At 72.4% G+C, this 23,686-nt stretch carries 21 protein-coding genes and 1 tRNA gene; 14 read left to right on the top strand and 8 right to left on the bottom strand.

From position 1 onward, the window contains the following. Nucleotides 1-377: 377 nt before the first annotated feature. Nucleotides 378-980: an oligoribonuclease gene (orn, locus tag ACFY01_RS32550; RefSeq protein WP_390739334.1), complete on the top strand. Its 603-nt coding sequence runs from the start codon at nt 378-380 to the stop codon at nt 978-980. A 94-nt stretch (nt 981-1,074) separates the two neighbouring features. After that, a tRNA-His gene (locus ACFY01_RS32545) sits at nt 1,075-1,147 on the top strand. 97 nt (nt 1,148-1,244) lie between these two features. Here the strand turns inward: ACFY01_RS32545 and ACFY01_RS32540 are convergent. Continuing rightward, a complete protein-coding gene (locus tag ACFY01_RS32540) occupies nt 1,245-2,300 on the bottom strand; it encodes a LacI family DNA-binding transcriptional regulator (RefSeq protein ID WP_390739333.1) in 1,056 nt (351 codons plus the stop codon). A gap of 386 nt (nt 2,301-2,686) precedes the next feature. Here ACFY01_RS32540 and ACFY01_RS32535 point away from each other — a divergent pair, with 386 nt between their 5' ends. The 4 genes from ACFY01_RS32535 (at nt 2,687) to ACFY01_RS32520 (ending at nt 7,480) form a co-directional block, all read left to right on the top strand. Further along, nucleotides 2,687-4,012, top strand: coding sequence for an extracellular solute-binding protein (locus ACFY01_RS32535; protein ID WP_390739332.1), 1,326 nt, complete (start codon nt 2,687-2,689; stop codon nt 4,010-4,012). Between the two features lie 5 nt (nt 4,013-4,017). Further along, on the top strand, nt 4,018-5,031 hold the full coding sequence (locus ACFY01_RS32530) for a carbohydrate ABC transporter permease (RefSeq protein WP_390739331.1): 1,014 nt from the start codon (nt 4,018-4,020) through the stop codon (nt 5,029-5,031). Nucleotides 5,032-5,043: 12 nt separating this feature from the next. Next, nucleotides 5,044-5,949 carry a carbohydrate ABC transporter permease gene (locus ACFY01_RS32525; RefSeq protein WP_390739330.1) on the top strand — a complete coding sequence of 302 codons (906 nt, stop codon included), beginning with the start codon at nt 5,044-5,046 and terminating at the stop codon, nt 5,947-5,949. A gap of 100 nt (nt 5,950-6,049) precedes the next feature. Then, nucleotides 6,050-7,480: a GH1 family beta-glucosidase gene (locus ACFY01_RS32520; RefSeq protein ID WP_390739329.1), complete on the top strand. Its 1,431-nt coding sequence runs from the start codon at nt 6,050-6,052 to the stop codon at nt 7,478-7,480. 72 nt (nt 7,481-7,552) lie between these two features. Here the strand turns inward: ACFY01_RS32520 and ACFY01_RS32515 are convergent, their stop codons facing one another. The 3 genes from ACFY01_RS32515 to ACFY01_RS32505 form a co-directional block, all read right to left on the bottom strand. Further along, nucleotides 7,553-9,019 carry a cellulose binding domain-containing protein gene (locus tag ACFY01_RS32515; protein ID WP_390739328.1) on the bottom strand — a complete coding sequence of 489 codons (1,467 nt, stop codon included), beginning with the start codon at nt 9,017-9,019 and terminating at the stop codon, nt 7,553-7,555. A 110-nt stretch (nt 9,020-9,129) separates the two neighbouring features. Further along, nucleotides 9,130-10,554 (bottom strand): sensor histidine kinase, encoded by a 1,425-nt coding sequence (locus ACFY01_RS32510; protein ID WP_390739327.1) that lies wholly within the window; start codon nt 10,552-10,554, stop codon nt 9,130-9,132. Continuing rightward, nucleotides 10,551-11,258, bottom strand: a complete 708-nt coding sequence (locus tag ACFY01_RS32505; RefSeq protein ID WP_390739326.1) for a response regulator transcription factor — start codon at nt 11,256-11,258, stop codon at nt 10,551-10,553. Before ACFY01_RS32505 ends, ACFY01_RS32510 begins: the two co-directional genes overlap by 4 nt. 107 nt (nt 11,259-11,365) lie before the next feature. Here ACFY01_RS32505 and ACFY01_RS32500 point away from each other — a divergent pair, with 107 nt between their 5' ends. From ACFY01_RS32500 to ACFY01_RS32490, 3 genes are all read left to right on the top strand, one after another. Further along, nucleotides 11,366-11,890 carry a hypothetical protein gene (locus tag ACFY01_RS32500; protein ID WP_390739325.1) on the top strand — a complete coding sequence of 175 codons (525 nt, stop codon included), beginning with the start codon at nt 11,366-11,368 and terminating at the stop codon, nt 11,888-11,890. 90 nt (nt 11,891-11,980) lie between these two features. Beyond that, nucleotides 11,981-13,540: an MFS transporter gene (locus ACFY01_RS32495; RefSeq protein WP_390739324.1), complete on the top strand. Its 1,560-nt coding sequence runs from the start codon at nt 11,981-11,983 to the stop codon at nt 13,538-13,540. After that, nucleotides 13,537-14,145 (top strand): TetR family transcriptional regulator, encoded by a 609-nt coding sequence (locus ACFY01_RS32490; RefSeq protein WP_390739323.1) that lies wholly within the window; start codon nt 13,537-13,539, stop codon nt 14,143-14,145. Before ACFY01_RS32495 ends, ACFY01_RS32490 begins: the two co-directional genes overlap by 4 nt. Nucleotides 14,146-14,153: 8 nt before the next feature. On the opposite strand, the gene ACFY01_RS32485 is transcribed toward ACFY01_RS32490, so the two are convergent. The 3 genes from ACFY01_RS32485 to ACFY01_RS32475 form a co-directional block, all read right to left on the bottom strand. Next, complete coding sequence (locus ACFY01_RS32485; protein ID WP_390739344.1) at nt 14,154-14,483, bottom strand: hypothetical protein; 330 nt, start codon at nt 14,481-14,483, stop codon at nt 14,154-14,156. Between the two features lie 89 nt (nt 14,484-14,572). Continuing rightward, nucleotides 14,573-15,442 carry a spermidine synthase gene (locus ACFY01_RS32480; RefSeq protein ID WP_390739322.1) on the bottom strand — a complete coding sequence of 290 codons (870 nt, stop codon included), beginning with the start codon at nt 15,440-15,442 and terminating at the stop codon, nt 14,573-14,575. 248 nt (nt 15,443-15,690) lie between these two features. Beyond that, nucleotides 15,691-16,080 (bottom strand): hypothetical protein, encoded by a 390-nt coding sequence (locus ACFY01_RS32475; RefSeq protein WP_390739321.1) that lies wholly within the window; start codon nt 16,078-16,080, stop codon nt 15,691-15,693. A gap of 257 nt (nt 16,081-16,337) precedes the next feature. On the opposite strand from ACFY01_RS32475, the gene ACFY01_RS32470 reads away from it, so the two are divergent. Continuing rightward, nucleotides 16,338-17,795: a hypothetical protein gene (locus ACFY01_RS32470; RefSeq protein ID WP_390739320.1), complete on the top strand. Its 1,458-nt coding sequence runs from the start codon at nt 16,338-16,340 to the stop codon at nt 17,793-17,795. Nucleotides 17,796-17,835: 40 nt separating this feature from the next. Here the strand turns inward: ACFY01_RS32470 and ACFY01_RS32465 are convergent, their stop codons facing one another. Beyond that, on the bottom strand, nt 17,836-18,441 hold the full coding sequence (locus ACFY01_RS32465) for a histidine phosphatase family protein (protein ID WP_390739319.1): 606 nt from the start codon (nt 18,439-18,441) through the stop codon (nt 17,836-17,838). Between the two features lie 254 nt (nt 18,442-18,695). Here ACFY01_RS32465 and ACFY01_RS32460 point away from each other — a divergent pair, with 254 nt between their 5' ends. The 4 genes from ACFY01_RS32460 to ACFY01_RS32445 are packed head-to-tail and all read left to right on the top strand — an operon-like array spanning nt 18,696 to nt 23,653. Further along, on the top strand, nt 18,696-19,649 hold the full coding sequence (locus tag ACFY01_RS32460; RefSeq protein WP_390739318.1) for a phosphatase PAP2 family protein: 954 nt from the start codon (nt 18,696-18,698) through the stop codon (nt 19,647-19,649). Beyond that, a complete protein-coding gene (locus tag ACFY01_RS32455) occupies nt 19,546-20,730 on the top strand; it encodes a hypothetical protein (RefSeq protein WP_390739317.1) in 1,185 nt (394 codons plus the stop codon). The genes ACFY01_RS32460 and ACFY01_RS32455 overlap by 104 nt, the downstream gene beginning before the upstream one ends. After that, complete coding sequence (locus ACFY01_RS32450; RefSeq protein WP_390739316.1) at nt 20,721-22,316, top strand: hypothetical protein; 1,596 nt, start codon at nt 20,721-20,723, stop codon at nt 22,314-22,316. Before ACFY01_RS32455 ends, ACFY01_RS32450 begins: the two co-directional genes overlap by 10 nt. Further along, nucleotides 22,313-23,653: an AAA domain-containing protein gene (locus ACFY01_RS32445; protein ID WP_390739315.1), complete on the top strand. Its 1,341-nt coding sequence runs from the start codon at nt 22,313-22,315 to the stop codon at nt 23,651-23,653. The genes ACFY01_RS32450 and ACFY01_RS32445 overlap by 4 nt, the downstream gene beginning before the upstream one ends. Nucleotides 23,654-23,686: the final 33 nt, after the last annotated feature.

Here is a 23,686-nt window from a genome sequence, read left to right as displayed (position 1 = left end):
CGGGGACTCCGTCCCTGCACCCCTTCGGGCTTCGCCCCTCCACCCTCTCGGGCTCCGCCGCCGCACCCCGGCGGGGACTCCGTCCCTGCACCCCTTCGGGCTTCGCCCCTCCACCCTCTCGGGCTCCGCCGCCGCACCCCGGCGGGGACTCCGTCCCTGCACCCCTCGCGGGGCTGCGCCCCTGCACCCAGCCAGGGGGCTTCGCCCCCACCCCCAGGCCCAGGTCCGCATTACCCAGCCCGTCCGGCGCTTGAGGACGAGGCCCCTTCAGGGCCGAAGCGGGGGTCTGGGGGCGGCAGCCCCCAGCGGCGGCCCGGCTACAGTCACCCCACGCACGCCAGACCCGCGGAGCGAAAACGCGCCGTAAGGTTAGACACATGAACGATCGCATGGTGTGGATCGACTGCGAGATGACCGGCCTCTCGCTGTCCGACGACGCGCTCATCGAGGTTGCCGCCCTCGTCACCGACTCCGAGCTGAACGTACTCGGCGACGGGGTCGACATCGTCATCCGTCCGCCGGACCAGGCGCTGGAGACGATGCCGGAGGTGGTGCGTCGGATGCACACCGCGTCCGGACTGCTCGAGGAGCTCCCCGGCGGGACCACCCTGGCGGATGCCGAGGAGCGGGTGCTGGCGTACGTACGGGAGCACGTGAAGGAACCCGGCAAGGCGCCCCTGTGCGGGAACTCCGTCGGCACCGACCGCGGCTTCCTGCTCCGGGACATGCCGACCCTGGAGGACTACCTCCACTACCGGATCGTCGACGTGTCCAGCATCAAGGAGCTCGCCCGCCGCTGGTACCCGCGCGCCTACTTCAACAGCCCGGAGAAGAACGGCAACCACCGCGCCCTCGCCGACATCCGAGAGTCGATCGCCGAGTTGCGCTACTACCGCGAGGCCGTCTTCGTCCCGCAGCCCGGCCCGGACTCCGACACGGCGAAGGCGATCGCCGCCAAGCACGTCCTGCCCGCTCAGTAGCGGCGCCGCGAAACCCTGGCGCGAGCACCCCTTCGGACCCTGTACACTTTTTCTCGGCCGGTCGGGGAGAAACCTCCTCGAGAAGCCGGTCATGGTGGGTGTAGCTCAGCTGGTAGAGCACCTGGTTGTGGTCCAGGATGCCGCGGGTTCGAGTCCCGTCACTCACCCTGCGTAGTCAGCCGGTGACTTCGTCGAAAGACGAGGTCACCGGCTGCTTCGTTTCACGGACGGTGCAGGACGCCGCCGGACGGCGCCCCGCTCCAGTCAGGACGACGCCCGCGTCACCAGCTCCGTCGGCAGTACCACCTGCTGCCGCTCCAGCCCCCGCGAGGCGGCCGGACGGCTGTCCGCGATCTCCGTCAGCAGGAGGTCGAGCATCGCGCGGCCCATCTCCTCGATGGGCTGGCGGACACTGGTGAGCGGCGGGTCCATGTGGCGGGCGATGGCCGAGTCGTCGTAGCCGACGAGGGCCACGTCGTCGGGGATGCGACGGCCCGCCTCGCGCAGCACCTGGCGGGCACCGGCCGCCATGACGTCGGAGCCGGCGAACACCGCGTCCAGGGCGGGACTGCGCTCCAGCAGCGTCGTCATCGCGCGGCGGCCGCCCTCCTCGGTGAAGTCGCCCGGCTCGATGAGGAGTTCCTCCACGGGGTGGCCCGCGTCGAGCAGGGCCTCCCGGTAGCCGTCGACACGCCGCTGGGCGCCGTACACGTCGAGACGGCCGGTGATGTGGGCGATCGTGCGGCAGCCGCGGGCCAGCAGGTGCTCCACGGCGGAGCGGGCGCCGCCGTAGTTGTCCGAGTCCACCGAGGTCAGCGTCTCCGCCGCCGAGCGCGGGCCGCTGATCACGGCGGGGATCTCCAGCTGGGAGATCAGGTCGGGCAGCGGGTCGTCGGCGTGGACCGAGACCAGCAGAACGCCGTCGACACGGTGCGCGGCGAGGTACTGGGCGAGCCGCTGCCGCTCGCGGTCGCTGCCCGCGAAGATCAGCAGCAGCTGCATCTCCGTGTCGGACAGCTCGGCGCCGACGCCGCGCAGGATGTCGGAGAAGTACGGTTCCGCGAAGAAGCGGGTCTCCGGTTCGGGGACGACGAGAGCGATCGCGTCCGTGCGGTTGGCGGCCAGCGCACGGGCGGCGGTGTTCGGGACGTAGCCGAGTTCGGCGACCGCCGCCTCCACGGCCGCGCGGGTCGCGTCACTGACCCGGGGCGAGCCGTTGATCACCCGCGACACCGTGCCGCGGCCGACCCCGGCCCGGGCGGCGACCTCTTCGAGGGTGGGCCGCCCACCACTCCGGCCCCGCGCTCCGTGGCTTGCCATGGGCTCCGCCTCTCTCGACCGTTCCTCGTGGCTGGCCTGGAATCTAACAGTCCTGCGCGGGGCGCCCGCTTTTCGGCCGGAACACCCTCGTCCCCGGAAGCCCGACAGGTTCGATGATGGCCACCTGGGGTGCTCACGGGGCGCGCACGGAACGCTCCTCGAAGTTAGCTAACAGGCGGATAACTGAACGCATCTCTCCGCGTCCGCTCCCTTGACACCCCCGTGCGAACCGACGACTCTTCAACACATCACTTGTGGGAGCGCTCCCACAGTACCTCGCACATACACATCCCGCACGTTCCCCGCCCGAGCCGCAGCGAGAAACAGACGGGCCCAACAGTGCAGTTGGCCGGGGGGTCGGCACGTCAGGGCAACAGGAGGACGCAATGCGAGCACGTACCCGAACCGCCCACAAAGCGGTGGTCCTGGCGGCCGTCGCCACCCTGGGCGCCGGGCTGCTGGCCGGCTGTGCCGACGACAGTGGTGGAAGCAGCAGCGACGACTCGGACGGTGGCGGCAAGGGCAAGACCACCATCACCCTGGGTCTCTTCGGCACCTTCGGGTTCAAGGAAGCCGGGCTCTACACGGAGTACGAGAAGCTGCACCCGAACATCACCATCAAGGACACCTCGATCGAGCGGAACGAGAACTACTACCCGGCTCTCGTCAACCACCTGACCACCGGCAGCGGCCTGATGGACATCCAGGCCGTCGAAGTCAGCAACATCGCCGAGGTCACCAACACCTTCGCGGGCAAGTTCGAGGACCTGTCCAAGGCGCCCGGCGTGCAGAAGAGCAACTGGCTGGGCTGGAAGTGGCAGCAGGCCACCGCCAAGGACGGCACCACCATCGGACTGGGCACCGACATCGGCCCGATGGCCATCTGCTACCGCACGGACCTCTTCAAGGCGGCCGGCCTGCCCACCGACCGCGACGCCGTCTCCAAGCTGTGGACGGGCAGCTGGGACAAGTTCGTCCAGGCCGGCGAGAAGTACAAGAAGAAGGCCCCGTCCGGGACCACCTTCATGGACTCCCCCGGTGGTCTGCTCAACGCCATGATCGGCAGCCTGAAGAAGAAGTTCTACGACTCCTCCGGCAACGTCATCTACAAGACCAACAAGAACGTCAAGACCGCCTTCGACCTGACCTCGAAGGCCGCCCAGGAGGGCCTGGTCGGCAGCCAGACCCAGTTCCAGCCCGCCTGGAACCAGACGATCGCCAACAACAAGTTCGCCGCGATCTCCTGCCCGCCGTGGATGCTCGGCACGCTCAAGGCCAACTCGAAGCCGGACGCGGCCGGCAAGTGGGACGTGGCCCAGGCGCCCGTCTCCGGCAACTGGGGCGGCTCCTTCCTGACCGTGCCCAAGGGCGGCAAGAACACCACGGAGGCCGAGAAGCTGGCCGCCTGGCTGACCGCGCCCGAGCAGCAGGCGAAGCTCTTCGCCAAGCAGGGCAGCTTCCCGAGCGCGCCCGGCGCGTACACGGACGCCGCGGTGACGGGCGCGAAGAACGAGATGACCGGTGACGCGCCGATCGGCACGATCTTCGCGCAGGCCGCCAAGTCCGCCCCGGTCCAGATCATCGGCCCGAAGGACCAGATCATCCTCCAGGGTCTGACGGACAACGGCGTCATCCTCGTCACGAAGGGCAAGTCCCCCGCCGACGCCTGGACGACGGCCACCAAGACCATCGACAACAACCTGGAGAAGTGACCGGCATGGCCACCCGGCACGACACCGCCGCGCCCCCCGCGAAGGAGGGGGGCGCGGCCCCGGCCCGTGCGGCCGCCGGCGCCCCGTCCCCCGAGGACCAGCGGCGCCGGGCCCGGCTGTCCCGTCGCTGGCAGCGGGACATCCGCTGGAGTCCTTACGCCTTCGTCTCCCCGTTCTTCCTGCTGTTCGTCGCCTTCGGTCTGTTCCCGCTGGTGTACACCGGCTGGGCCTCGCTGCACACGGTGGAGCTGACCGCGCCCACCGACATGCAGTGGGCGGGGCTGCACAACTACACCCGGATCTTCGACGACGACTTCTTCTGGAACGCGGCGAAGAACACCCTGACGATCGGGATCATCTCCACCGTCCCGCAGCTGCTGATGGCGATGGGGCTGGCGCACCTGCTCAACTACAAGCTGCGCGCCTCGACCTTCTTCCGGGTCGTGCTGCTCGCCCCGTACGCGACGTCGATCGCCGCCGCCGCCCTGGTGTTCGTCCTGCTGTTCGGCCGTGACTACGGCATGATCAACTGGGCGCTGCACTTCATCGGTGTCGACAAGATCGACTGGCAGAACGACAAGTGGCCCTCGCAGATCGCGGTGTCGACGATCATCGTCTGGCGCTGGACCGGCTACAACACGCTGATCTATCTGGCGGCGATGCAGGCGATCCCGCAGGACCTGTACGAGTCGGCGGCCCTGGACGGCGCGAACCGCTGGCGGCAGTTCCTGCACGTGACGCTGCCGCAGTTGCGGCCGACGATCCTGTTCACCTGTGTGGTGTCGACGATCGGTGCCAGCCAGGTCTTCGGTGAGCCGCTGATCTTCGACGCGAACAAGGGGGCGTCCGGCGGCGCGGAGCACCAGTTCCAGACGCTCGGCCTCTACCTGTACGAGCAGGGCTGGGTGAACCAGCACCTGGGCCGTGCCTCCGCCATCGCCTGGACGATGTTCCTGATCCTCATCGTGGTCGGGATCGTCAACTACGTCATCTCGCGCCGGCTGCGCGCCAGTACCTAAGGAGAACCGGCCGTGACGACGACCTTGACGACACCGCCCGCCGACGCGGCGAAGGAGCCGCGGCGCGCGGGACGCTCCAAGTCGGCCCGCGCGGGCGGCCAGATGCACGCGGGCCCCATCGCGTACACCATCCTCGTGCTGTTCTCCATCGGTTCGCTGTTCCCGCTGGTGTGGACGGCGATCGCGGCCTCCCGGAACAACAACCGGCTGGCCGAGACACCGCCGCCGTTCTGGTTCGGCGGGAATCTCTTCCACAATCTCGACGTCGCCTGGTCCGAAGCGAACCTGGGCACGGCCTTCGTCAACACCACGATCGTGGCCGGGACTTCGGCGGCGACGATCGTCTTCCTGTCGACGATCGCCGGGTTCGCCTTCGCCAAGCTGCGCTTCCGGGGCCGTAACGCCCTGATGCTGGTGGTGATCGGCACGATGATGGTGCCGCCGCAGCTCAGCATCATCCCGCTGTACATGATGGTCGCCAAGCTGGACTGGACGGACCAGCTGCAGGCGGTGATCTTCCCGTCTCTGGTGAGTGCCTTCGGCGTGTTCTTCATGCGGCAGTACCTGCTCCAGGCGCTGCCGGACGAGATCATCGAGGCCGCGCGGGTGGACGGCGCGAGCAGTTGGCGCGTGGTGTGGCACGTGGTGTTCCCGGCGGCGCGGCCGGCGATGGCGGTGCTCGGCATGCTGATGTTCGTGCAGGCGTGGAACGACTTCCTGTGGCCGTTCCTGGTCCTCACCCAGACCGGCAACCCGACCGTGCAGGTCGCGCTCACGGGTCTGGGCCGCGGTTACACCGTCGACCAGTCCCTGATCATGGCGGGCTCGCTGCTCGGTACGCTTCCCCTGCTGCTCGTCTTCGCGGTCTTCGGCAAGCAGATCGTGGGCGGCATCATGCAGGGTGCCGTCAAGGGCTGACGCCCTTCTCTCGGGGGCCGGGTCACCGCAGCTCCGGCCCCTTTTCCCTTCCCTCGCCCATCCATCAGTCGGCCCCCACACCTCCTATGGGAGCGCTTCCATGTCTGAACCCGTTACGTCCGTGACCTTTCCCCCCTCCTTCCTCTGGGGTGCCGCGACCTCCGCGTACCAGATCGAGGGAGCGGTCCGGGAGGACGGTCGCACCCCCTCGATATGGGACACCTTCAGCCATACGCCGGGCAAGACCCTCGGTGGCGAGCACGGTGACATCGCTGTCGACCACTACCACCGCTTCCGCGAGGACGTCGCGCTGATGGCGGAGCTGGGCCTGAACGCGTACCGGTTCTCCGTCTCCTGGTCCCGGGTGCAGCCGACGGGCCGGGGTCCGGCCGTGCAGGTGGGCCTGGACTTCTACCGCCGTCTGGTGGACGAGCTGCTCGCGCACGGCATCAAGCCGGCGGTCACCCTCTACCACTGGGACCTGCCGCAGGAGCTGGAGGACGCGGGCGGCTGGCCGGAGCGGGACACCGCGTACCGCTTCGCCGAGTACGCGCAGATCGTCGGTGAGGCGCTCGGCGACCGGGTGGAGCAGTGGATCACGCTCAACGAGCCGTGGTGCAGCGCCTTCCTCGGCTACGGCTCCGGGGTGCACGCGCCCGGCCGTACGGACCCGGCGGCGTCGCTGAAGGCCGCGCACCACCTCAACCTGGCGCACGGTCTGGGTGCCTCCGCCCTGCGCGCGGTGATGCCGGCCCGGAACACGGTCGCGGTGAGCCTCAACTCCTCGGTCGTCCGCACGGTTTCCCAGGACCCGGCGGACCTGGCGGCCGGCCGCCGCATCGACGACCTGGCCAACGGCGTCTTCCACGGCCCGATGCTGCACGGCGCGTACCCGGAGACCCTGTTCGAGGCGACCTCGTCGATCACCGACTGGTCCTACGTCCAGGACGGCGACCTGAGCGCCGTCAACCAGCCGCTGGACGCGCTGGGGCTGAACTACTACACGCCGGCGCTGGTTTCGTCGGCCGAGTCGGAGCTGCGCGGCCCGCGGGCGGACGGTCACGGGGCGAGCGACCACTCCCCCTGGCCCGGCGCGGACGACGTGGCCTTCCACCAGACGCCGGGTGACCGTACGGAGATGGGCTGGACGATCGACCCGACCGGTCTGCACGAGCTGATCATGCGGTACTCGCGGGAGGCGCCGGGGCTGCCGCTGTACATCACGGAGAACGGCGCGGCGTACGACGACAAGGTGGACTCCGACGGCCGGGTCCACGACCCCGAGCGCATCGCCTACCTGCACGGCCATCTGTCGGCCGTGCGCCGGGCCATCGCGGACGGCGCGGACGTCCGCGGCTACTACCTGTGGTCCCTGATGGACAACTTCGAGTGGGCGTACGGCTACAGCAAGCGCTTCGGCGCCGTGTACGTCGACTACGCCACCCTGACCCGCACCCCGAAGTCGAGCGCCCACTGGTACGCCCAGGCGGCCCGGACGGGGACGCTGCCGCCGGTGGAGACGGGGGTCTGACGACACCGGAGGCGACGGGGCGCGGCACTCGGAGGGGGGTGCCGCGCCCGGGTCATGCCCTGATGTCCGCGGTCAGCTGAACGTCCCGAACGCCTTCGAGAACGCGAAGCCGTCCTGGGTGATCGAGCTGCACGTGGCGTCGGCGGTGGGCTTGGTGCCGCCCGCGCACTGCTTGTCACGCGCTGCCGACCACATCGAGAGCCAGCCGAGGCCCTTGGACTTGGCGAAGTTCACCAGCTGGGTGGCGTCGTCGACCTTGAAGATCTCGGAGGAGACGTCGTTGACGCCGATCATCGGGGTGACCGCGACGGTCTTCCAGGCGGCGGAGTCGGTGAGGCCGAGGACGCTCTTGATCTGGGCCTGCGTGGCGGTGGCCGCCTGTTCGGCGTAGGTGCCCATGTCGCCGCTGTAGGCGGGGCCGTAGTCCATCGCCATGATGTTGACGGTGCTGATCTTCACGCCGTTGGACTTGGCGTCGGACAGGAGGTTGACGCCGTCCTGGGTGAGGCCCTCGGGCATCACGGGGAGGGTGAAGGAGACGTCCAGACCGGGGTGCTGGGCCTGGAGTTCGGCGATGGCCTGGGCGCGGCGGGTGTTGGCGGCGGTGTTGGGGAGTGCGCCGCCCTCGACGTCGAAGTCGACCTTGGTGAGTTTGAACTGGTCCACGGCCTTGCCGTAGGCGGTGGCCAGCGCGTCCACGGAGGAGCAGGTGGTGGCGAGTTCGGAGCCGGACGCGCCGCCGAAGGAGACGCGGACGTCGCCGCCCTTGGCGCGCAGTGAGCCGATCTGGGCGGCCACGCCGTCGCTCGCGAGGTCGGTGACGCCGCCCCACTTGGGTGTGCAGCCGCCGCCGTCGGTGACGAAGGCGAGGTTGTAGTTCTTCACGCCGGTGGCGTCGGCGCTCGCCAGCAGGTCGAAGGCGGGGTAGAGGGAGGTGTCGACGTAGGGCGCGAAGCCGGCGGAGGTGGTTGTTCCGCTGCCGGTGGTCTGGGTGGGGGTCGGGGAGGCGGTGGGGGTGGCGCTCTTGGTGGGGGTGGGGGTCGGTGTGGGCTTCGGTGTGGCGGTCGGGGTCGGTGTCCGGGTCGGGCGGCCGCTCGGCTCGGGGGTGGCGGTGCTGTCGGCGGAACATGTCGCGCCGTCGATGTGACAGCCGGTGGGGTCCCCGGTGCCGTTGACGACGAAGCCGACGGTGACCGACTTGCCGGGTGCGAGGCCGTCGGTGTCCCACTTGGCGGGCTTCACGGTGACGTGCCGGCCGCTGACGCTCGACTCGCCGTTCCAGAGGGAGCTGAGTTTCGCGCCGTCGGGGAGGTCGAAGTCGAGGGTCCAGGTCTTCTCGGTCTGTCCGCTGTTGTTCGTGACGACGTACTGGCCGCTGTAGCCCGTCGTCCAGTCGCTGGTCCTGGTGTACGCGGCGCCGACCCCGGCCGCGTGTGCGATGCCGGTGAACAGCAGTGCGCCGCCACCGGCCACGGCCGCGGCGACGAGGCCGCCTATCGCCTTGTTCCTGCCACTGATCCTGCGCCGGTGCGTGCTCATGGGCGTGCCTGCCTTCGCTGTTCACGGGGGTGTGGTGCGGCAGCACGCTAGCGATCCGGAATCAGGCAAATGGCTTGATCCGGACGTTGGTTGGGGATCTTAGGGTGCGCTTAAGGGAGGGATCGGGGGCGGTTAAAGGTAGAGACCAATTTGCGGGGCCGGCGGCGGCGTACGGCTCCGCGGTGGCCCTTGCGCACCGGTTCCCGCCCGTCCAGCTGGAACCAGATCCGCACCTCCGTGCCGCCCAGCACCGACGAGCCGATCCGTACGTCCCCGCCGGTCGACTCGGCGAGCCGGCGCACGATGTCCAGGCCGAGGCCGGTCGAGCCGTCGGTGCCCGAGCCCCGGCCGCGGGCCATGGCCGCCTCGGGGTCGGGTATGCCGGGGCCCGCGTCGGAGACCAGGACGATCACCGCGTCCTCACCGTTGTGCACGTCGACCGCGAAGGCCGTGCCCTCGGCGGTGTGCCGGAAGACGTTGCCGAGCAGCGCGTCGAGCGCGGCGGCCAGGTCGGCGCGCGCCACGGGTGTCCGCACCGGCCGCTCGGCCCCGGCGACCCGCCACTTGCGGCCCTCGTCCTCGGCGAGCGCGGACCAGAACTCCATCCGTTCGCGGACGACTTCGGCCGCGTCGCAGCCGGCTCCTGGTCCGGCGGCGACGGTCTGCGGCTTGGCCTCGCGGGCGGTGCGGATGATGGTGTCGACCTCGCGCTCGAGCTGGGCGACGGCGGCCCGGGTCTGCTCGGCGGCGGGCCCGTCGCCGAGCGAGGCCGCGTTCAGCCTGAGCACGGTCAGCGGGGTGCGCAGGCGGTGGGAGAGGTCCGCCGCCAGTTCGCGTTCGTTCGCGAGGAGTTGGACGACCTGGTCGGCCATGGAGTTGAACGCGACGGCGGCCAGCCGCAGTTCGGTCGGCCCGTCCTCCGGCACCCGTGCGCCCAGCTTGCCCTCCCCCAGTTCGTGCGCGCCCTCGACCAGCCGTCGCGCGGGCCGCACCATCCGTACGCCGAGCCGGTCGGCGACCGCGACGGAGCCCACGATCAGCGCGGTGCCGACGGCGGCCAGCACCGCCCAGGCCGTGCCGACGCCGTTGGTGACCTCGGCCTCGGGGACGTACACCTCGACCACCGCGATGGCGCCGGAGCTCAGCGCGACCGGCTGGAGCAGGGTGGAGCCGCCCGCGACCTCGGTGGTGGAGGCGCGGCCCAGTTTCCGTACGGTGGCGATGTCCCGGTCGGCCGCGCGCTGCCGGCCGATGTCGACGGCCGCCCGGCCGGACCCGTCCGCCGTGCCGTCGCCGGATGCCGGTATGTGCACGGCCATGCCGGTGTCCGAGCCCGCCGAGGCGAGTACGCGCTCCAGTTTGTCGCGGTCGGTGGTGATGGACAGGGCGGGCGCGATGGCGGCGGCCTCCCGCTCGGCGTTGGAGAAGGCGCGGTCGCGGGCCATCTCCTTGACGACCAGTCCGAGCGGGACCGCGAAGGCGACCACGACCATCGTGGTGACCGCGAGGCAGACCCTGACCAGTGCCCATCTCATCGGACCGGCTCCGTTTCCCCCGGGGGTTCCAGCTTCACGCCGACGCCGCGCAGGGTGTGCAGATAGCGCGGCCGGGCCGCCGTCTCCCCCAGTTTGCGCCGCAGCCAGGACAGGTGGACGTCGATGGTCTGGTCGTCGCCGTAGGACTGCTGCCACACCTCGGCCAGCAGTTCCTTGCGGGGGACGACGACCCCGGGCCGGCCGGCGAGGAAGGCGAGCAGGTCGAACTCGCGGCGGGTGAGGTCGAGGCGCGTCCCGTCCAACTCGGCCTGGCGGCGCAGCGGATCGACGGTCAGGCCGCCGACGCGCAGGACGCTGGACGGCGGGGCCTCCACGGTGGCGGCCCGGGAGCGCCTGAGCACGGCGGCGATCCGGGCGGACAGGTGCTCGACGGAGAACGGCTTGGTCAGGTAGTCGTCGGCCCCGGCGTTCAGCAGCCGGACGATCTCGGTCTCGTCGTCCCGCGCGGTGGCGATGATGACGGGCACGTCGGTGATGCCGCGCAGCATCTTCAACGCCTCGGAGCCGTCCAGGTCGGGCAGGCCGAGGTCGAGGATGACCACGTCGAAGCGGAAATGGGCGACCTCGCGCAGCGCCTCCAGCGCCGTGCCGACGCTGCGCACGGTGTGCGAGGCGTCGGTGAGGTGCCGGATGAGCGCCGAGCGTACGAACTGGTCGTCCTCGACCACGAGAACACTTGCCATGCGCCGCACCGTACGCCATGTCGAACGGCCGGGTGCGGGCCTGTGGACAACTCCCGGCGGCTCCGAACGTGTGCGACGGGTGGGGCTCATGGGGCAGTATGGCCGGGATGCGCAGAGGACTCGTACACGTACTCGCGTGGTTGCTCGCCACGGGCGCGGCGGTCACGTTGTCGTGGTGGGGCGTGCACACGGTGATGGCGGGCACGGCGTACGACCCGCCGCGCGCCCTCCCGATCACGGCGGCGGACGCGACCGAGCAGGGCTCCAAGCCGCTGGCGTCCCCGACGTCCCGGCCCCCGTCCCCCTCCCCCACCACGTCCCGGACGGCACGGAGGACACCGTCGGCGCCCGGCACCCCGACGCCCTCGCGGACCACGGCGAGCACTCCGGCCCCACCCCCGGCGGGGACCGCCTCGGGCGAGGTCAAGAGCTATGACACCGACGGCGGCCGGGCGGTCTTCGACCTCGGGGACGCGGACGCGACGCTCGTCTCGGCGACACCGGGGACGGGCTGGTCGATGCAGGTGTGGAAGACGGAGTCCTGGATCCGCGTGGAGTTCGCCTCGGGCGCGGACCGCATCACGGTGTTCTGCACCTGGCACGACGGCCCGCCGCATGTGGAGGTCTACTGAGCGGCCTGAAGTGAAAGACAACTACATATTGACAGTCGACTCTCATTTGACGGTACCCTCTCATCAGGTTGCCCCGAATGGGAGGTCCTCATGTCCACGCACGACTCCGCGCACCACCTCTCCGCATCCCCCCGCCGCTGGCTCGCCCTGGCCGCGCTCACCCTGAGCGTGCTGCTCGTCGGCCTCGACGGCACCGTCATCAACGTCGCCCTGCCGACCATCGCCACCGAACTGCACGCCGACAGCGCCCAGTTGCAGTGGATCGGCGGCGGTTACCTGCTGGCCCTGTCGGTGGCGATGCTCCCGGTCGGGTTACTCGGTGACCGGTTCGGGCACAAGCGACTGCTGCTCTCCGGCGTCTCGCTCTTCGGCCTCGCCTCGCTCGCCGGCGCGCTGGCCCACTCGCCGTCGGCGGTCATCGCGGCCCGCGCCGTCCTGGGTCTCGGCGCCGCCGCGATCACGCCGCTGTCCATGGCGATCCTGCCCCGCGTCTTCGCCAAGGAGGAACTGCCCAAGGCCATCGCGATGTGGACCGCGGCCACCGCGCTCGGCATGCCGGTCGGCCCCGTGGTCGGCGGCTGGCTGCTCGACCACTTCTGGTGGGGCTCGGTGTTCCTGTTCAACGCGCCGGTCGCCGCGCTCGCCGTACTCGCCGGCGTGTGGCTGCTGCCCCGCGACACCGCCGGCCGCGCCTCCGCGCCGTTCGACACCCTCGGCACCGTCCTCGGCGGCCTCGGCATCACCGCGCTGGTCTACGGCACCATCATGATCCCCCGCGACGGCTGGACCGCGCCCTCGGTCCTCGTCCCGCTCGTCGCCGCGGCCGTCCTGCTGACCGGGTTCGTACTGCGCGAGCGCCGGTACGCACACCCCATCGTCGACCTGCGCCTGTTCACCGACCGCCGCTTCCTGTGGGGCACGCTGATCGCCGTCTTCGTCAACTTCGCCGTCATGGGCATCCTGTTCGTCGTCCCGCAGTACCTCCAGTCGGTGCTCGGCAACGACGCCTTCGGGACCGGCCTGCGCGTCCTGCCCCTGATCGGCGGCCTGATGGTGGCGGCCACCGCGAGCGAACCCCTCGTCCCCCGGCTGGGCGCGCGCACGGTCGTACCCGCCGGACTGCTGGTGCTCGGCGCCGGTGTGCTGCTCGGCGCGACCACCGGCACTTCGGACGGCTACGGCTTCACCGCGCTGTGGCTGGGCCTGACCGGACTGGGCTTCGGGCTCGCCGTGGTCCCGGCCACCAGCCTGGTGATGGCCGCGCTGCCCGAGGACAACACCGGGTCGGGTACCAGCCTCCTGGAGACCGTCCAGCAGCTCGGCTCGGTCCTCGGCGTCGCCGGTCTCGGCAGTCTGCTCGGCTACGGCTACCTCGCCCGGCTGCACACCGGCGCCCTGCCGGGGCCGGCGGCCGACGCGGCCCGCGACTCCCTCTCCGGTGCCGACGCGGTGGCCGCGCAACTGCACGACACCGCCCTGGCGTCGGGGGCGCACGAGGCGTTCGTCCACGGTATGAGCCTGGTCCTGACGGCCTGCGGCGCGATCGCCCTGCTCGGCGCCGTCCTGGCCGCCGTCTTCCTGCCCGGCACCGCCCCCTGCTCCCGTACGGTGGCCCGGTCCGCCGCGCAGCCCGCAGAATCGGTCGTATGACGACGCACGAGACCCCCGCCGCCCCCCTCGGCCTGCGTGAGCGCAAGAAGCAGCAGACCCGCCGGCGCATCCGCCGCGAGGCCTACCGCCTCTTCGCCGAGAACGGGTACGAGGCCACCACGGTCGACCAGATCGCGGAGGCGGCGGAGGTCTCGCCCAGCACCTTCTTCCGGTACTTCCCCACCAAGGAGGACGTCGTCCTCCAGGACGAGTACGACCCCGCCCTCGCCACCGCCCTGCGCTCCCGCCCCGCCGACGAACCCATCGTCGACGCGGTGCTGGGCTCCCTGAAGGGCCCCGTCGGGGAGATGATCCAGCAGGACCGCGACGACCTCCTGCTGCGCACCCGGATCTCCTTCACCGACCCGGCCATCCGCGCCCGCACCGTCGCGGAACAGGAGCGCAGCGAGCGGGCCATCGCCGAGGTGATCGCCGAGCGTGCCGGCCGCGACGCGGCCGACCTGGAGGTCAAGTGCGCGGCGGCGGCGATCATCGCGGTCTTCACCGCGCTGGTACGGCACTGGGTGGAGGGCGACGGCCAGGAAGACCTGACAGCGCTGTACGAACGGCATCTGCCGCTGCTGTCACGGGGCTTGGACTTCTAGCTCTCCGATCAGTTCTGCGACGGCGTGCCGTGGCCGTCGAGAAAGCCGAGCAGCACAGCGGCCTCCGCGCGGAGCCGCGCGACCCGGTCGGTGTGGGCGGGCGCGGTCAACTGCGCCGCGGCTTCCAGTCGTTCGGTGGCCTCGGCCCGCACGATGTCCACCACCCTGCGCTCGCTCAGCTCACGCCGCGACACCTCGGTGGCACCGGCACCGACCGGTGACTGTTCGAGGGCCGGGCCGCGCATCGCGGCTTCGTCCACTGGTACCGCCTCGGCGTTGTCCAGTGCGGCGAGCGTCGCGCGCAGGGCGCTGACCGCGGCCTTGTCGCGGGCGCGCATCGCCTCCGGGAGGGCTTGACGCATACGAACACGTAGGGACATGCCGGGACCCTATGGCCGTGCTCCCGGCCCCACAACGGGATATCCCCTCACTGGAACACCGAGGGCGGCGGGGCAGGTGAGGCCACCGCCGCCGAGTCCGTGACCGCGACCGCACCTCCGGTGAAGGCGAGCAGCGCACTGCCGTGCTCGACCCGGGCGGGGTGCGGGTCGGAGGCGGCGCGCCGGGTCAGTTCGGCGACCGGGAGCGGGCGGTCGGCGGCGACCAGGACCGCGTTGCCGAACCGTTTGCCGCGCAGCACGGCCGGGTCGGCGACCAGCGCGAGCTCGGGGAAACGGGCGGCGGCGGTGGCGATCTGGCCGCGCAGATGGGCGAGAGGGGGACCGTCGGCGAGGTTGGCGGCGAAGACCCCGTCCGGCGTCAGGGCCCTGCGGACCTCGTCGAGGAACTCGGTGGAGGTGAGGTGGGCGGGGGTGCGGGCGCCGCTGAAGACATCGGCGACGACCAGGTCGGCCCAGCCGTCCGGCACCTTGGCCAGGCCCTCGCGGGCGTCCGTCGAGCGCACCCGGATCCGGGCCCCGGGGTCCAGCGGCAGCTCCCGCCGGACCAGTTCGACGAGTTTCGCGTCCCGCTCGACGACCTGCTGGGTGGAGCGGGGCCGGGTGGCGGCCACGTAGCGGGCCAGGGTGAACGCGCCCCCGCCGAGGTGCACGGCGCGCACCGGCCGGCCGGGCGGTGCGACGAGGTCGATGACGTGCCCGAGCCGCCGCTGGTACTCGAAGGAGAGGTACGCCGGGTCGTCGAGGTCGACGTGCGACTGCGGCGCCCCGTCGATCAGCAGGGTCCAGGCCCGCCGGCGGTCCCGGTCGGGTATCAGCCGGGCGAGGCCGCCGTCGACGTCCTCGACGAGCGTCTCGGCGTCGGCCTGTCTGCGCCGGGGGTTCCTGGACTTGCCCATGGGGCCATTTTCGCAGGGCCCCGGCGGGGGGTGCCGGTCACGTCCCTGGCGTGGTGCCGCCGATCACGATCTGCCGCCTCCGGCGGCGCCCGGCGGGGCGGGTCCCGCCGGGTGACACCCGCCGGCCATCGCCGGTCCCGGCTTCGCGAGCCCCAACGGGGCCACCGGCGAAGGCGATCAGGGCCAAGGCCTGGGTGTTCCACTCGCTTGACGGGCCACACCAGGTGGCGGGACGCCAGTGGGGCCGGTCAGCGGCAGCTGTCCGCCGCCTCCAGCAGCCGTGCCGCCTCCCCCAGGGCCCGTCTGAGGACCGCGGGGTCCGTCGCCAGGTCGGCCTCCCCGGGCGGCACCAGCCAGCCCGAACCTCCGACCGGCGGCTGCGGGATCAGGTTCAGCCCGCGTCCGTCGGTCTCCGTACAGGTGCTCCCGGGGACGTCCCACGCGGCGGCGGTGCCCGGCGGGACCAGGAAGCCGAGCGTGTCGCACCCGTCGTCGTGCAGGACGGGCCCCACCCCGTCCCCGGCCGCGCCGCGCCGCAGGATGTCGACCGCCTCCAGACCCTGCCGGGTCGGCACGGTCACCACCTCGCACGCGGCCGGCGACGGCGCACAAGGATCGTTGCTCCGGCTGGTCTCCATCCCGGCCTCCACCACGCAGCCCTCTTGCAGTCCGCAGTGTCCAACGCGGCACCGCGTCAACGGCTACGGCACAAGTGCGCCGCAAAGGATGGCACTTCATGGCAGATCGTGCACGAGATATCCGATTTGTAGCCAAACGCAGCGTGGCGGGTCCGACACAGCCGGTACGTTCTTGCCCGCCGGAACCGGGGCCGTCGACACCGACGGCCCGCGACGGATCCGGCATGGTTCGACGGTTCGCACGAGAGGACCCGGCCATGGCGTCGTCAACCGTGACCTCGTCGCAGCCCGAACGGCCACCACGGCCGAACCTCGCCTTCCGGCAGCTGCGCGGCCGGCGCTCACCGGCCGAGTTCGCCGCGCTGGTGCGGCGGGCCGCCCGCGAGATCGGCGAGCGGGTGAGCTGTGACGCGCGCTACATCGGCCGGGTCGAGGCGGGCGAGATCCGCTGCCCGAACTACGCGTACGAACGGGTGTTCCTGCACATGTTCCCCGGCCGCACGCTCGCCGACCTGGGCTTCGCGCCCCGCTCGTCCGTCCGCGGACGCGGGGCCCGCCCGGCGGGGGAAGCGCCCCCCTTGCTCGTCACACACCCGGCGTTCACCGCGGGTGAGGCGCAGGGGGCGTTCGAGCCGTATGACACGCAGGACCCGTACGACACGCACGAGTACCACGAGAACCACGAGGAGAGCGACGTGCTGCGTCGCGCATTCATGACAGGCGGGGGCGCCACCGTGGCCGCCGCCACACTGGGCCCCCTGGGGGTCACCATCGAAGCCGCGGCGGCGGACCGGCCGGTGCGCCGCGCCGGGTCCTCCGAGGCGGCCGCCCTGGAGGAGGCCGTGCGCCGCATCCGGCTGCTCGACGACCGGCACGGCGCGGACGGCCTCTACCGGCGCGCGGCCGCCCCGCTGCGCGCCGCCTACGAGTTGCTGGACGCGGGTGCCACCCGGCAGACGACCGCCGACCGGCTGCACTCGGGCGCCGGTGAACTCGCCATCTCCGTCGGCTGGCTGGCCCACGACTCCGGCCGCTTCGACGACGCCCGCTCGCACTACGCGGAGGCGCTCGCGACCGCCCGGATGACCGGGGACCCCGCCCTGGAGGCGCACGCCTTCTGCAACACCGCCTTCCTCGCGCGCGACGCGGGACGGCCCCGGGAGGCGGTGCGGGCGGCGCAGGCCGCGCAGCGGGTGGGGCGGTCCCTCGGGTCCGCGCGCCTGATGTCGCTGCTCGCGCTGCGCGAGGCGGGCGGCTGGGCCGGGCTCGCCGACCGCACCGGCTGCGAACAGGCGCTCGTACGGGCACAGGCCCTGTACGAGCGGGGCCGTTCGGACGCCGACCCGGAGTGGATGAGCTTCTACGGCGAGGCCGAACTGGAGGGCCTGGAGGCGCAGTGCTGGTCGACGCTGGGCGACTGGATGCGGGCGGCCCGGCACGCGCGGCGGGCCGCGCAGCTCCAGAACCCTCACTTCAGCCGGAACATCGCGCTGTACACGGCCGAACTCGCGGACGACCTCGCGCGCGGGGGACGGCCCGACGAGGCCGCGGCGGCCGGGATGCGGGTGCTGGACCTGCTGGACCAGGTGCAGTCGTCACGGATCCAGACGATGCTGGCGGGGACCGCGCGCGTGCTGCTGCCGCACCGGCGGGCCTCCGGGGTGTCGGAGTTCCTGGAACGGCACGCCTCGCTGCCGCGCACGGCACGTACCTGACAGGGCCCGTCGCGAAAGCCCCGCGCGGCCGGCCGGGGCGTCAGCCGGCGAGGTGTCCCAGGTCGTTCCAGCTCTCGATCGCCGGCTCGCCGTACGCCCAGCCCAGGACGGACAGCGAAGTCGGGTTGAGGCGGATCCGCGCGGCGAAGTCCAGGGGCAGGCCCAGCCACCTCGCGCCGATCGCCCGCAGGATGTGCCCGTGGGCGAACACGAGAACGTCGCCGCCGTCGCGGTCGGCGGACCGCGCCCAGGACACCACCTCGTCCGCCCGGGCCGTCACCTCGGCGAGGGTCTCCCCCTCGGGGACCCCGTCCCGCCAGATCAGCCAGCCGGGGCGGACGTCCTGGATCTGCTCGGGGGTCATGCCCTCGTACGCGCCGTAGTCCCACTCCAGCAGCGCGTCCCAGACGGTCGCCCGGTCACCGAACCCGGCGAGTTCGCACGTGTCACGCGCGCGTGACAGGGGGCTGGTGCGGACCTCGACCCCGGGAAGGCCGTCGAAGGGCGGGCGGTGGAGCCGCTCGCCGAGCAGTTTGGCGCCGCGCCGGCCCTCCTCGAGGAGGCCCACGTCGGTCCTGCCGGTGTGCTTGCCGGACAGCGACCAGGCCGTCTGTCCGTGCCGGGCCAGCAGGATGCGCGGTGCCATGGGGGACCTTTCCGGGAGGCATCGGGGAGGGATCGGGGAGAAACCCGAGGCGTAGCCCCTCCATCATCGCGCACCCTGTCCCTGGGCAACCCGGCGGGCGATCTCAGCGTCTATCCGGGCTGAAGCGCCGCCCAAGAGCGAACCGGTACGCCGTACGAGCGAACAGGTACGCCGTAACCGGGCGGACAGGTACGCCGTAGAGTGGCACGCCCGGCCCAAGGGGAGCCGCAGACCAGAAGGGGGAGGGCGATCGGATGCCGCAGACCGAGACACCGGGCACCGAGGTGTCCCCGCGGACCCGGCTGCGGTGGTGGACGGAACTTCCGCTGATCCTGCTGGTGTACGGCTGCTACTCGGCGGGCCGGCTGCTCGCCCGGGGTGATGTCACCGGCGCCGTGGACCACGGTCTGGCGATCCTGCGCATCGAGAAGGCCCTGCACCTCAACGCCGAGCACCCGCTCAACCGCCTGTTCACACGCGAGGCATGGCTCGGCGTCCCGGCCGACTTCTGGTACGCGTCGCTGCACTACCTGGTCACACCCGCGATACTGGTCTGGCTCTTCCGGTCCCGCGGCCACCTGTACCGGGCGGCCCGCACCTGGCTGATGACGTCCACGTTCATAGGCCTGATCGGCTTCACCCTGCTGCCCACCTGCCCGCCCCGCCTCCTCTCCGCGGGCCACGGATTCGTGGACACGATGGCCGAGTACAGCTCGTACGGCTGGTGGGGCGCCGAGGCCAGCGCCCCGCGGGGCATGGGCGGCATGACCAACCAGTACGCGGCCATGCCGAGCCTGCACGTGGGCTGGGCGCTGTGGTGCGGAGTGATGCTGTGGCGGTACGGCGGCACGCGCATCGCCAAGGCCGCCGGCGTCGCCTATCCGCTGCTGACCGCGATCGTGGTGATGGGCACCGCCAACCACTACTTCCTGGACGCGGTCGCGGGCGCGGCCGTGATGGGGGTCGGGCTGCTGCTCGCGCCGTACGTGATGCGCGGTGCGGACCGGCTGCGCGAGCGGCTGCTGCCGGGCGACCCGGTCGTCGCAGCGGGCTCCCAGGGCACAGGCGCCCCGATTGTCAGTGGCGGATGCCAGACTTCCGCGGGTGAGCGAATTCCACGGCAGCGCGACGCGCGGCTCGGATCCGGAGCCGAGCCGGACGCCGCCCCCACCGACGCGGGGGACGGCGCTCCGGCACCGGCTCGCTGAGCTGCGCGGCCCCGACGTACCGGCCAAGGCACTGGACGCGCGCGCCCTCGCGGCGCTCGCCGCGAACCCGGGGTGCAGACGGCGGGCGATCCTCGACGGGGCGGGCGTCGACAAGGCGGGCCTGGCGAGCGCGCTGGGCGCGCCCTCTGCCTTCGGACAGTCGCAGTTCGCCCTGACCCGGGGCAACGCGTTCGAGGCACGGGTGAAGGCCGACGGCGGCGCGGAGTTGCTGCGCCTGGTGCACGAGCGGCTGGACCCGGGCGCCGAGCCGCCGCGGGAGGCCCACCTGCCCGACCTGTCCGCGCCCGGCCCCGCGGGGCGGACGGCGCGTACGGCGCTGGCGTTGCGCGAGGCCGTCGAGGCGGGCGGCTGGACGCTGCTCGACCATCCGATGCTGGCACTGGACGTGGCGGGCTCCCCGGCGTTCCTGGAGCCGGACGCGGTGGTGGTGCACCCGGACGGCAGCTGGACGGTCGTGGAGATCAAGTCCTTCCCGATGCTGGACGGTTCGGCGGACCCGGCGAAGGTGGGCGCGGCCGCGCGGCAGTCGGCGGTGTACGTGCTGGCCCTGGAGGAGGTCGCGGGACGGCTCGATCCCGCCCCGCACGTGCGGCACCGCGTGCTGTTGGTGTGCCCCCGGGACTTCTCCAACCTGGCCACCGCCTCGGCCGTGGACGTCCGCAAGCAGCGTGCGGTCACCGCCCGCCAGTTGGCCCGGCTCACCCGCATCGAGGAGATCGCCGCCGGTCTTCCCGAGGGGACCTGCTTCGCGCCCGGTCTGCCGGCCGAGGAGCTGACGGCGGCGGTGGAGTCGGTCCCGGCGACGTACGCGCCCGAGTGCCTGGCCGCGTGCGAGCTGGCCTTCCACTGCCGCGACCGCTCCCGCTCGGCGGGCGCGGTGACGACGCTGGGCCGTCCGGTCCGGGCCGAACTGGGCGGCCTGTCGACCGTGGACGACGTTCTGGCGGCGGCCCGCGGTGAGCTCGGCGACCCCGCGGATCCGGCGGTGGCGGCGCTGCGCAGGGCGGCGGCCCTGCGGGCGGAGGCGCTGTCCGGCCGGGAGGTGGCCGCGTGTCCCTGATCGACACCCTCGCCCGTCTGGAGGCGGTCAGCACCGGCCGCGCCCGGCCCGCCGCGACCGTCCGGCACCGGCATCTGTCCGACCGGCCGCTGGTGTTCGTGCCGCTCACCACCGCCGGTGAGGCGGGTGCCCCGCTCGGGGCGCTGGTCGGCACCGACCGGGACGCGCCGCGCCTGCTGGTCGTACCGCAGCCGCGCGACCGCGATCTGCGCTTCGCGTTCCTCGCCGAACTGGCGGACATCGTCCTGCCGTACGTCGACTCGTTCGCGGACGACGTCGAGGCCGCCGAGCGCACCGAGACCGACCCGGAGACCGGCAAGCGGGTCAAGGTCGAGGTGGAGCTGTGCGCGGACGCCCCGCAACTGATCGTGCCGAGCCGCGCGGGCGTGGAGTTCGTACGGCTGCTCGGGCGGTCCATGCGCTTTCGGCGCACGGCGGAGCAGGACCCGGAGGCGCCCTACCCGGCGCCGCCCCGGGTGCCGTTGCTCGGGCGGTGGCTGACGCACTTCGGGGAGCGGGCCCGGGTACCGGGTTCCTCGCTGCTCCAGGCCCTGACGGACCTGCTGTCGCGGCACTGGGCGACCGGGCAGTCCAGCCTGGAGGACCAGCACCTGGGGGCGCTGCTCGCCTGGATCGACCCTCCGGAGGGCACGACGGGCGCCGAGGAGGCGTCGCGGGCCGAGCTGGCGCGGGGCGCCGACGGCCAGTTGCGGTGCCCGCCCGCGGGCCCGGCCACCGACCCGGCGTTCGACAACAAGCTGCTCGCGCCCGCCCTGGAACGCTACGACCGGGCGCGCACCGCCCTGGCGGCCGCCGAGGACGGCCTGGAGGCGGACGACCGGCTCGGGGTGCTCACCGCGGCCGAGCAGGAGATCCGCGACCTGGTGGCGAGTGTCACCCTGCCCACCTGGAAGGCGGTGTGGCGCGGGATCGACCTGCTGCGGGCGCTGCCGGAGGGGGCGCACGTGGAGGAGCGGTGGACGCGCGACCGCTGGTCGTTCACCGGACACCGCGACCGCGTCCTCGCCGGGGAGCCCCCGCAGCCCCGCCGCGACGACGCGGTGACGGCCGCCAACAAGCTGGCCACGCGCGAGCGCGAACAGGCCCGTCTGGAGGCGCAGGAGGCCCTCGACGACCCGCTGGTGATGGCCGGGCGCAGGCTGGCCGGGGAGGCGTTCGCGGGCGAGGTCACGGATGTCGTGATGGCGTACAGCGAGGGCAAACGGCCCAGCCCGCGCCCGCTGGTGACCGTGCACACGGACGACCGGCCGCACTTCGGGGAGCGGGCGAAGGTGTACCGCTCGCTTGGCGGGAAACCGCAGGCGGCGGAGTTCGTGGGGTACGAGGGCGAGGGGCTCGTCGTCCTGCGGATCGTCGACAAGATGGGCCGCGGCAAGGAGCCCGAGGCCGGGTCGGTCCCGGAGAAGGGCGACCGGCTCTGCTTCACCCTGTTCGAACACGAGCAGCGCGGCGGGGCGAAGCTGCCCGACCCGGAGGAGACGCCGTGGACGCACGGCGGGCCGCCGGGTGAGGAGGCGGCCGTGCCGGAGCCCGCCGACGCCGTCACCGAGGAGGACCAGCTGTGACCACCGAGGCCGTGTTCGACCCCGGGGCCGCGGCCGCGCGGGCCACCGACGCGATCCTCCGCGACACCCTGCACGGCACCCACCGGGGCGTGGTCGTGGACTCCCCGCCGGGCGCCGGCAAGTCCACCCTCGTCGTCCGCGCGGCGCTGGAACTCGCCGACGCCGGGCGCCCGCTGATGGTGGTCGCGCAGACCAACGCCCAGGTCGACGACCTGGTGGCCCGGCTCGCCGAGAAGAACCCCGAGCTGCCCGTGGGCCGCCTGCACAGCAGCGACTCCGACCCGTACGACAAGGCGCTGGACGACCTGCCGAACGTACGGAAGTCGGCGAAGGCGGGTGATCTGGCCGGCATCCCGGTCGTCCTCTCCACCGCCGCGAAGTGGGCGCACGTGAAGGTGGACGAGCCGTGGCGGCACGCCATCGTGGACGAGGCGTACCAGATGCGCTCGGACGCGCTGCTCGCCGTGGCCGGGCTGTTCGAGCGGGCGCTGTTCGTGGGCGATCCGGGCCAGCTGGACCCGTTCGCGATCGTGGGCAGCGAGCAGTGGGCGGGCCTGTCGTACGACCCTTCGGGCTCGGCCGTGACGACCCTCCTCGCCCACAACCCCGAGCTGCCGCAGCACCGGCTGCCGGTGTCATGGCGTCTCCCGGCTTCAGCCGCCCCCCTGGTGTCGGACGCCTTCTACCCCTACACCCCCTTCCGCAGCGGCACGGACCACGGCGACCGCCGCCTGGCCTTCGCCGTCCCGTCCGACGGCTCCGGCCCCGACCGGGTGATCGACGAGGCGGCGGCCTCGGGCTGGGGGCTGCTGGAACTGCCGGCGCGGCACACGCCGAGGACGGACCCGGAGGCGGTACGCGCCGTGGCCACGGTGGTGCGACGGCTGCTGGACCGGGGTGGCGCGGCGGTCTCGGAGCGCTCACCCGACCCGGCCCCCCTCACGGCCGACCGGATCGCCGTCGGCACGGCCCACCGGGACCAGGCGGCGGCGGTGCGGGCCGCGCTGACCGAGCTGGGCGTGGCCGATGTGACGGTGGACACGGCGAACCGGCTACAGGGCCGGGAGTTCGACGTCACCGTCGTACTGCACCCACTGTCGGGCCGCCCCGACGCCACCGCGTTCCACCTGGAGACGGGCCGCCTGTGCGTCCTCGCCTCCCGGCACCGGCAGGCGTGCGTCGTGGTGTGCCGGGCAGGGGTGGGCGACCTGCTGGACGACTACCCGTCGACCGAGCCGGTGCAGCTGGGAACGCTCGTGAAGTTCCCGGACGGGTGGGAGGCGAACCACGCTGTGCTGGCCCATCTGGCGGAACACCGCGTGGCCTGGCGACCATGACCATGGCTCGGCCGCCATGCCCGACAGCCGCCG

It is taken from the genome of Streptomyces sp. NPDC001480 (assembly GCF_042894725.1).
Lineage (GTDB): Bacteria > Actinomycetota > Actinomycetes > Streptomycetales > Streptomycetaceae > Streptomyces.
Note: the sequence above shows the minus strand (reverse complement) of the source record. Positions and strands in the feature narration are given on the sequence as shown.

Excerpts from the sequence above, each read along its gene's own strand:
- orn (WP_390739334.1), top strand. The coding sequence starts at position 378 with ATGAACGATCGCATGGTGTGGATCGACTGCGAGATGACCGGCCTCTCG.
- ACFY01_RS32540 (WP_390739333.1), bottom strand. The coding sequence starts at position 2,300 with ATGGCAAGCCACGGAGCGCGGGGCCGGAGTGGTGGGCGGCCCACCCTC.
- ACFY01_RS32535 (WP_390739332.1), top strand. The coding sequence starts at position 2,687 with ATGCGAGCACGTACCCGAACCGCCCACAAAGCGGTGGTCCTGGCGGCC.
- ACFY01_RS32530 (WP_390739331.1), top strand. The coding sequence starts at position 4,018 with ATGGCCACCCGGCACGACACCGCCGCGCCCCCCGCGAAGGAGGGGGGC.
- ACFY01_RS32520 (WP_390739329.1), top strand. The coding sequence starts at position 6,050 with ATGTCTGAACCCGTTACGTCCGTGACCTTTCCCCCCTCCTTCCTCTGG.
- ACFY01_RS32515 (WP_390739328.1), bottom strand. The coding sequence starts at position 9,019 with ATGAGCACGCACCGGCGCAGGATCAGTGGCAGGAACAAGGCGATAGGC.
- ACFY01_RS32510 (WP_390739327.1), bottom strand. The coding sequence starts at position 10,554 with ATGAGATGGGCACTGGTCAGGGTCTGCCTCGCGGTCACCACGATGGTC.
- ACFY01_RS32505 (WP_390739326.1), bottom strand. The coding sequence starts at position 11,258 with ATGGCAAGTGTTCTCGTGGTCGAGGACGACCAGTTCGTACGCTCGGCG.
- ACFY01_RS32500 (WP_390739325.1), top strand. The coding sequence starts at position 11,366 with ATGCGCAGAGGACTCGTACACGTACTCGCGTGGTTGCTCGCCACGGGC.
- ACFY01_RS32495 (WP_390739324.1), top strand. The coding sequence starts at position 11,981 with ATGTCCACGCACGACTCCGCGCACCACCTCTCCGCATCCCCCCGCCGC.
- ACFY01_RS32490 (WP_390739323.1), top strand. The coding sequence starts at position 13,537 with ATGACGACGCACGAGACCCCCGCCGCCCCCCTCGGCCTGCGTGAGCGC.
- ACFY01_RS32485 (WP_390739344.1), bottom strand. The coding sequence starts at position 14,483 with ATGCGCGCCCGCGACAAGGCCGCGGTCAGCGCCCTGCGCGCGACGCTC.
- ACFY01_RS32480 (WP_390739322.1), bottom strand. The coding sequence starts at position 15,442 with ATGGGCAAGTCCAGGAACCCCCGGCGCAGACAGGCCGACGCCGAGACG.
- ACFY01_RS32475 (WP_390739321.1), bottom strand. The coding sequence starts at position 16,080 with ATGGAGACCAGCCGGAGCAACGATCCTTGTGCGCCGTCGCCGGCCGCG.
- ACFY01_RS32470 (WP_390739320.1), top strand. The coding sequence starts at position 16,338 with ATGGCGTCGTCAACCGTGACCTCGTCGCAGCCCGAACGGCCACCACGG.
- ACFY01_RS32465 (WP_390739319.1), bottom strand. The coding sequence starts at position 18,441 with ATGGCACCGCGCATCCTGCTGGCCCGGCACGGACAGACGGCCTGGTCG.
- ACFY01_RS32460 (WP_390739318.1), top strand. The coding sequence starts at position 18,696 with ATGCCGCAGACCGAGACACCGGGCACCGAGGTGTCCCCGCGGACCCGG.